The 8,427-nt window shown below is 63.0% G+C and carries 4 protein-coding genes; 1 reads left to right on the top strand and 3 read right to left on the bottom strand.

Annotation, left to right across the window (positions count from 1 at the left end):
- Positions 1-379: 379 nt before the first annotated feature.
- From AC3WJM_RS22735 to AC3WJM_RS22725, 3 genes are read right to left on the bottom strand one after another with little or no spacing between them, the layout of a single operon-like run.
- Positions 380-4,066 (bottom strand): 1,4-alpha-glucan branching enzyme, encoded by a 3,687-nt coding sequence (locus tag AC3WJM_RS22735; protein WP_332603731.1) that lies wholly within the window; start codon positions 4,064-4,066, stop codon positions 380-382.
- A 1-nt stretch (position 4,067) separates the two neighbouring features.
- Positions 4,068-5,864 (bottom strand): maltose alpha-D-glucosyltransferase, encoded by a 1,797-nt coding sequence (gene treS, locus AC3WJM_RS22730; protein WP_284992057.1) that lies wholly within the window; start codon positions 5,862-5,864, stop codon positions 4,068-4,070.
- 5 nt (positions 5,865-5,869) lie between these two features.
- A complete protein-coding gene (locus tag AC3WJM_RS22725) occupies positions 5,870-7,948 on the bottom strand; it encodes an alpha-1,4-glucan--maltose-1-phosphate maltosyltransferase (protein ID WP_059388672.1) in 2,079 nt (692 codons plus the stop codon).
- A gap of 62 nt (positions 7,949-8,010) precedes the next feature.
- Here AC3WJM_RS22725 and AC3WJM_RS22720 point away from each other — a divergent pair.
- A partial coding sequence (locus AC3WJM_RS22720) for a DUF3417 domain-containing protein (protein ID WP_492273026.1) occupies positions 8,011-8,427 on the top strand: 417 nt, incomplete at its 3' end.

The following is an 8,427-nucleotide window of genomic DNA, read 5'->3' as shown; positions in this document are numbered from 1 at the left end:
TCATAAAAACAAATCGGTATCAACAAACTTGGCACACTATTGAGTTCTCAAACAACAGACACACCCGGCACCACCCAACCCACAAGGATCAGACTCGCTCCGGAGCAACTTTCCAAACTTACCGGCTGCTTGCCTCCTAGTCAAATCAGCGTTCTTGACTTGATTTTCACGAGGAACTCAGTCAACTTCACCGATCTCCACTGGGGAGCAGCGCGGGTACTAACTATACCACCACTTCGCCGGGGAGGCAAAACCCCCCTCCGGGCGGCTTCTACGCTCCAGCAGGCGCCCCTGAGATCCCACGCAAAGGGCCCGGAAACTCAAAGTTTTCCGGACCCTTCACCCTCAGGCAAGCTTCACCCTCACGCAAACAGGACAACTACCCCACAGGCGCGAACCAAGAGGCTCCGAGCGGCGGCAAGGTGACGGTCAGTGCCGCAGGCAGCCCTTCCGCCCCGGGTGCGGTGGCAAGAAGTTCACCGCTGTTGATCACACCCGAGCCTCCGTAGACCTCGGCGTCAGTGTTGAGTACTTCCTGCCATGCGCCGGCGGCCGGGACGCCGAGCACATAGTCCTGGTGCGGGCCTCCCGAGAAATTCACGGCGCACACCAAGGGGTTGCCGTCGTGGTCCCACCTGATAAAAGTCAGTACGTTGCGATCCGCGTCCGCGCCGTTGATCCACTGGAAACCGCCGGGCTCGTTGTCCCGGACGTGAAGGGCCGGCGTCGAGCTGTACAGCGTGTTCAACTCGCGCGTGAGCAATTGCAGTCCTCGGTGCGCCGGGATGTCGGCAAGGAACCAGTCGAGCCCGTGCTGTTCGGACCACTCGGCCTCTTGGCCGAATTCGGTGCCCATGAAGATGAGCTGCTTGCCCGGGTGGGCCCACTGGTACGCCATGAACGCCCGCAGGTTGGCGAGCTGCTGCCAACGGTCGCCGGGCATCTTGCGCAGCATGGATCCTTTGCCGTGCACTACCTCGTCGTGGCTAATGGGCAGCAGGAAGTTCTCCGTGAAGGCATAGACCATGGAGAACGTCACTGTGCCGTGGTGCCAGCGGCGGTTCACCGGGTTTTCGGAGATGTACTTGAGGGAATCGTGCATCCAGCCCATGTTCCATTTGAGGCCGAATCCGAGCCCACCGTGGTTGGTCGGCGCGGTGACACCGGGGAATGCGGTGGATTCCTCGGCAATGGTCACTGCGCCGGGGTGGGTCTTGTAGATCGTGGCGTTGACCTCTTGGAGGAACGAAATCGCTTCCAGGTTCTCGCGTCCACCGTGGACGTTGGGGAACCACTCCCCTTCCTCTCGCGAATAGTCCCTGTAGAGCATGGAGGCCACGGCGTCCACGCGGAGTCCGTCGATATGGAATTCCTCGAGCCAGTAGAGCGCGTTCGCGACCAGGAAGTTGCGAACTTCGGTGCGGCCGAAGTCGAAGATGAGCGTGCCCCAGTCCGGGTGCTCACCGAGCCTGGGATCGGAGTGCTCGTACAGTGGTTCGCCGTCGAAACGGGCGAGGGCCCAGGCATCCTTCGGGAAGTGCGCGGGGACCCAGTCCAAGATGACGCCGATGCCCGCCTGGTGCAGCGAATCGACAAGGAACCTGAATTCATCCGGATGCCCGAAGCGGGAGGTCGGAGCAAAGTAGGACGTGACTTGGTAGCCCCATGAACCGCCAAAGGGGTGCTCGGCCACCGGCATGAACTCGACGTGGGTGAACCCGAGCCACTTCACGTACTCAACGAGGTCCTTGGCCAACTCCTTGTACCCGAGGCCAAGGCGCCAGGAACCAAGGTGGACCTCGTACACGCTCATGGGCGAGTTGTGCGGATCCTTGTTGGCGCGCGCGGTCATCCAGGCGTCGTCCTTGAAGCGGTAGCCGGACTCCACTACGCGTGACGCGGTCAAGGGCGGAACTTCGGTGCCGAAGGCGAGCGGGTCGGCTTTCTCCACCCAGTGTCCGGCCTTGGTGAGCAACTCGAATTTGTAGCACGCCCCTGCTACAACGCCCGGGATGAAGACCTCCCAGACGCCTGAAGACCCGAGTGAGCGCAAGGCGTGCTCACGCCCATCCCAGGAGTTGAAGTCACCCTTGACGCGGACTGCCTGTGCGTTGGGGGCCCAGACGGCGAAGGAGACGCCGTCCACATCGCCGAGCGGGGAACGGTAGTGCTGGACGTGGGAGCCCAGCGTGTCCCAAAGCCGTTCGTGCCGGCCTTCTCCGATGAGGTGCAGGTCCACTTCCCCGACGGTTGGAAGGTAGTGGTAGGGATCGTTGATCGTCACGGGCGCGGAATCGCCGTACACGACGTCCAGTCGGTAGTCCGGTACGTGGCCTTGCTGCAGCGGTTCGAGGACAGCCACCCAGATGCCGTCGGTCTCGTGGGTCATCGGGGTGGAACCGGCTTCGGTGACCACAGATACCTCCGCAGCGAGGTGCTTGACCGTACGGATGGTGACGTGACCGTGGTCGTCAAGGTGGGCGCCCAGCACCGAGTGCGGGGCGTGGTGCGCACCAGCGGCCACCCGGCCCAGGGTAGCGGCGTCCACATACAGCGGGACTCGGGGCCGTTCGGTACGTGCTGAGCCTGTCATTTCCTTACCTTCCGATGTCGCCGCGGCATCCGTGCCGGGGCTCGTGTTTCCGAGGAGCTGCCGCGAAGCATTGACCGGAATGGGCAACCAGTCCGGCCTGTTCCGCAGCTCATAGATCACCTCGTACAAGGCCTTGTCCAGCCACAATGCCACAAACAGCGGCGAGCGGCGGTCAATCGTTCCAGGGGTGATGTCGCTGTAGCCAGCCAGGAAGGCCTCGGCGCAGTCGTCAACCCACGTGGCGGGAACCCGGGCGCCCGGGTTCTCGCGGATGGCCGCACCGGCCGCGTAGTCGAAGGACCGCAGCATCCCGACGACGTCCCGCAGGGGAACGTCGGGAATGTTACGGTGTTCAATCGGCCTCAGTGGTTCGCCCTCAAAGTCCAGGATCGCCCACCGCGCAGGTTCGCCCGCGGCGCCAGGCACCAAAAGGATCTGGCCCAAGTGAAGGTCTCCGTGGATGCGCTGCAGGGTTCCGGCTTCCTTGCCCGCCAATTGCGCCAGGAGTGCCTCGAGCTGCTGCTCATGGGGCCCGACGGCGGTGCCCGCCTCAGCCCACGACTGGCGGACGCGCCGGGCTACTTCGGGCGCGATGTCCTGGCCCGGAACGCGTTCCGTGGCGGTTCCGAGGGTTTCCGCGAGGCGCAAGTGCACGGTGGCAGTCGCTTGGCCCAGTTGCCGGGCTTCGGCGGCGAAGTCTTTGCCTGATGCCGCGGCGTCGACGGCGAGGCGCCAAGCGTCCTGCCCGCCGGCAAGGAACTCGTGGGCAACGGCGAAATCCGCCGAGGCTGTTCCGTGGCGACCCTGGGGCGTCCACACCTCCCAGGTTCCCGTGATCCACCCTAGGGTGGACGGCACTTCCTTGGTTCCCGCCGAGGTCAGGGCCGCACCGACCTCCACCTCGGGGTTTTTGCCGACCGACAGGACCCGGAAGATCTTCACGATCGCCGCGGACACGCCATCGTCGACGATCACCGAAGTATTGGACTGCTCGCCGGAAGACACCCGAACGGATCCTGAGGCGGTGGGCAGCCGCAGGCCGCCCGGCACCGTATGTCCGCTCGCGGTGCACTCCCCCACTCCGGGATCGGCGGTGGCCTGGCCCCGGATCAGATCCAGCCATGCCGTCACGAATTCAGGATCGTGCGGGGCGTCGTATACCCAGAGAGGCGGATCCTGCTCGCTTGTTCCACCGATCTGGCCCACCGAGGCAGTTGCCAAGGCGGCGGAGGGCGCGGAGCGAAAGCTGAGCGGCACTTGGACGATGTCTGTCTGCCTCCCGCCATCGGCCGTGGCGTAGGCGACGGAGATCAGCTGGACCTCCAAGCCGGTCCCGGAGGTGGGCGCAGGAAGACCGAACGAGCCGACGAAATCCAGTTCGAACAACCCTGCCTTGACGGGAAACCAGCGCTGCCGGGGCAGCCATTCCTTGAGCAGGGGGGCCAGGACCGTGGTGGGCGCCATGTGACTCATGTCAGCCTTCGATGGAAAGCACTGGGATGGCCTGGGTGTAGGGCGAGGAGCCTGTGGAACCTGCCGAACGTATCCGGAGCCAGAAGAAGTCGTGGCTACCGAGCGTGAGGGTGAGGGAGCCGTCGGCGCCGATCCCCGGGAACGGCTGGCCGCCGAACACGTCCCTCAGGCCCCTTCCGGCGTATTCAGGGATATCCAGGGTTGTGGCAACCGGATGTTGGGACAGGTTGAAAACGCAGAGGATGGATTCGGCATCCTCGCCTTCCGGATTGTCCTCCCGGAGATCACGCATGTAGGCGAGAACCACCTCGTGGTCCGCCGGAACGTGTTTGAAGTCGCCTAGCCCGAAGGCCGGGTGGTTCCTCCGCACGCTCAGGATCTGGCGTGTCCAGCGCAGGAGCGAGCCGGAATGGGCTGCTTCGGCCTCGACGTTCGCCATGCTGTAGTTGTAGACCAGCGACTGGATGACGGGGAGGTAGAGCTTTCCGGGATCTGCGTTGGAGAAACCCGCGTTGCGGTCGGGGTTCCATTGCATCGGCGTGCGGACCGCGTCGCGATCGTCAAGCCAGATGTTGTCTCCCATCCCGATTTCATCCCCGTAGTACAAGAAGGGGCTGCCGGGCAGGGAAAGCAGCAACGCATTGATCAGCTCGATCTCGGAACGGGAATTGTCCAGCAGCGAGGCGAGCCTGCGCCGAATACCGATGTTGGCCCGCATGCGCGGGTCCGGGGCGTACCAGCCCAGCATGGCGGCACGCTCGTCGGCGGTGACCATCTCCAGGGTGAGTTCGTCGTGGTTGCGCAGGAACGTACCCCATTGCGCGCCGGCAGGGATTCCCGGGGTATCCCGGAGCGTCTCGATGATGGGTGCGGCCTTCTGGTCGCGGAGTGCGTAGTACAAGCGCGGCATGATGGGAAAGTGGAAGGCCATGTGGCATTCCGGTTCTTCCTCCGTGCCGAAGTACTCCACGACGTCGTGCGGCGGCTGGTTCGCTTCGGCGATGATCACTCGGCCCGGGTAGTTCTCGTCCACCATCTTGCGCAGATCCCGCAGGAAGCCGTGGGTGGCCGGCAGGTTCTCGCAATTGGTGCCCTCTTCTTCGAAGAGGTACGGGATGGCATCTGCCCGGAATCCGTCAATGCCTTGGTCCAGCCAGAACTTGACGACGTCGTGGACGGCCTCGATGACCTTGGGGTTTTCGAAGTTCAGGTCGGGCTGGTGGCTGAAGAACCGGTGCCAGAAGAACTGCCGGCGGATAGGATCGAACGTCCAGTTCGACTCTTCCGTATCCACGAAGATGATGCGCGCGTCCTGGTACTTCTCGTCGGTGTCACTCCACACGTAGAAGTCGCCGAACGGGCCGTCCGGGTTCTTGCGTGATTCCTGGAACCAAGGGTGTTGGTCCGAGGTGTGGTTCAGCGGGAGGTCGATGATGACCCTGACGCCCCTCGCATGCGCTTCGGCCACGAGCCGCTTGAAGTCGCTGATGGTGCCGAACTCGTCCAAAACGGACGTGTAATCGGAAATGTCGTAACCGCCGTCGCGCAAAGGCGAATCGAAAAACGGCGGCAGCCACAAACAATCCACTCCGAGCCACTGCAGGTAATCCAACTTGTCGATCAGTCCGTGGAAGTCACCAGAACCGTCGCCGTTCGCATCCGCGAAGGCCCGCACCAGCACTTCGTAGAAGACCGCCTTCCGATACCAATGAGGGTCGTGTTGAAGACCCGGGGCGTTCAGCTCGAAAGTGTTCTTCGGCGTGAAGTACTGACTCTGACCCTGCGGATTGAAGCTCACTAAGGCTACCTCCGGATATTGAGAATGTGTGCCGGTTCTACATGGGCGTCCAGCCGGACGTAGTTGTACTCGCCCCACTCCCAGCTTTCGCCGCTGACCAAATCATCCACCCAGAATCGTCCGTTGGCGGTGAAGTCGGATGGATCCAGCGAAAGAGCGGACAGATCCAGCGTCACGGTGCTTTCCCTGGTGCCGTGGGGATCGACGTTTACCACGATGATCAGGGTGTCCTTGCTGCCGTCGGGCAAGGTCTTGTGCTTGGAGAACACGATGGTGGCGTCATCCGTGCTGTGATGCAACGTCAGGTTCTGCAGATCACCCAAGGCCGGGTGGGCCTTCCGGATGGCGTTAAGCCGTGTGATGTACGGGGCGAGGCTGTGCCCGGAAGCCGCTGCGGCATCCCAGTTGCGGTCCTTGAACTCATATTTCTCGTTGTCGATGTACTCTTCGGCGCCGGGACGCGCCACATGCTCGTACAGCTCGAATCCGGCGTAGACGCCCCAGAGCGGGCTGGCCGTGGCTGCCAGCGCGGCGCGGATGCGGAACGCGGCCGGGCCGCCGTATTGGAGGTATTCGGTGAGGATATCCGGGGTGTTGACGAAGAAATTCGGCCGGAAGTACGCCGGAGATTCGTGGCTGACCTCCTGGAAATACGATTCCAGTTCGGTCTTGGTGTTCCGCCACGTGAAGTACGTGTACGACTGCTGGAAACCTGCCCGGCCAAGGGCATGCATCATCGCGGGGCGGGTGAACGCCTCGGCGAGGAAGACGACGTCGGGGTGCTTTTTGTTGACCTTGGCGATCAGCCATTCCCAGAACCACACAGGCTTGGTGTGGGGATTGTCCACGCGGAAAATCTTCACGCCGTGGCTTACCCACAGGAAGACGATCCGCAGGATTTCCTTCGATAGACCGGCGGGATCGTTGTCGAAGTTCAGCGGATAGATGTCCTGGTACTTCTTCGGCGGGTTTTCGGCATAGGCGATGCTGCCGTCAACCCGGGTGGTGAACCATTCCGGATTGGTCTTCACCCAGGGGTGGTCCGGGGCGGCCTGCAAGGCCAAATCCAGCGCGACCTCGAGGCCCAGCTCATTGGCGCGGGCCACGAAAGCGTCGAAATCCTCGAAGGATCCCAATTCCGGATGGATGGCGTCGTGGCCGCCGGCTTCGGAGCCGATGGCCCACGGCGAGCCGGGATCCTGCGGACCCGGGGTCAAGGTGTTGTTGCGCCCCTTGCGGTGCTGGAAGCCAATCGGGTGGATGGGCGGCAGGTAGATGACGTCGAAGCCCATGTCCGCGACGGCGTCGAGCCTCTTGGCCGCCGTCGTGAAGTTGCCTGAAGTCCATGTTCCCGTGGTGGGATCGAAAACGGCACCTTCGGAGCGGGGGAAGAATTCGTACCAGGCCCCGCGGCCGGCGAGGTCACGCTCCACGAGGAGTGGGTATTGTTCCGAGACAGTCACCAGCTCACGGATCGGCTGGCGTTCGACGACGGCCGCGACCTCTGGGCTGAAGCCGGCGGCAAGGCGCTCCTCGGCAGTCCTCGAAGTGTCGGCGAGGCCTTCGGAGGCAGTGCGAAGGATGCGTTTGTCTGCGGCATTTCGCGTGCTTTCGGCAGCGGCTTCCGCGAGCAGGGCGACGCCCTCAGCGAGCATCAGCTCCACGTCGATGCCGGCCTCGACCTTCACTTCGGCGTTGTGGTGCCACGTGCCGTAGCGGTCGTGCCAGGCCTCGATTGCGAAGGTCCAGGCTCCAGGTGCCGTTGGGGTCAGCAGGCCCTCCCAACGGTCCGTTCCCTTGCCACGCTCACCCGGGGCCGGGGCAAGCCGGACACGTTGGCGTTCTTTGCCTTTGGGGTCCAGCAGGACGGCGCTCACCCCCAGCTGGTCGTGGCCCTCGCGGAAGACCGTGGCGCCAATCACCAAATCTTCACCCGGCAAGGCCTTGGCCGGGAACCGGCCTTCCTCGATGACGGGCTGCACGGCCGTGATCGGGAATCTGCCGAACTTAAGACCCTCGGTGATACCGGCCTTCTGCTTGGACTTGGATGCTGAGCTGGATCGCGGTGCTGCAGTAGTGGTCACAACCTCGACGTTAGCGAGAAAAATCACATTTTGCGAAGAGGTACCCCAGACTCTTCCGCGCAATGTGTCATTTACCTAAAAGAAACCGAAAGCTGTTCCTGCCGTCCACCGAGTGGATTAGTGTGGCGCTCGTGAAGGCAATCCGAAGGTTTACAGTCCGTACACTGCTCCCCGAACCAATCCGGCCGTTGGCTCGTCTCGCGACAAATCTGCGCTGGTCGTGGCACCGGGCTACGCGCGAGCTCTTTGCAAGCCTTGACCAGGAATTGTGGGAGGAGAGCCATCACGATCCAATAAGCCTCCTGGGGTCAATCAGCCGCGATCAGCTGGACCAACTTGCTTCCAACAATGAACTTGTAGAGCGTGTTCAGCATGCTGCCGCGGATCTGGACCGGTACCTGAGTGAGCCGCGCTGGTACCAGGGCCTGGGTCCGGATGCTCCGGCGTGCATCGCGTATTTCTCGCCCGAGTTCGGCATC

The sequence above is a fragment of the Arthrobacter sp. FW306-1B-G06A genome (assembly GCF_058781765.1).
Note: the sequence above shows the minus strand (reverse complement) of the source record. Positions and strands in the feature narration are given on the sequence as shown.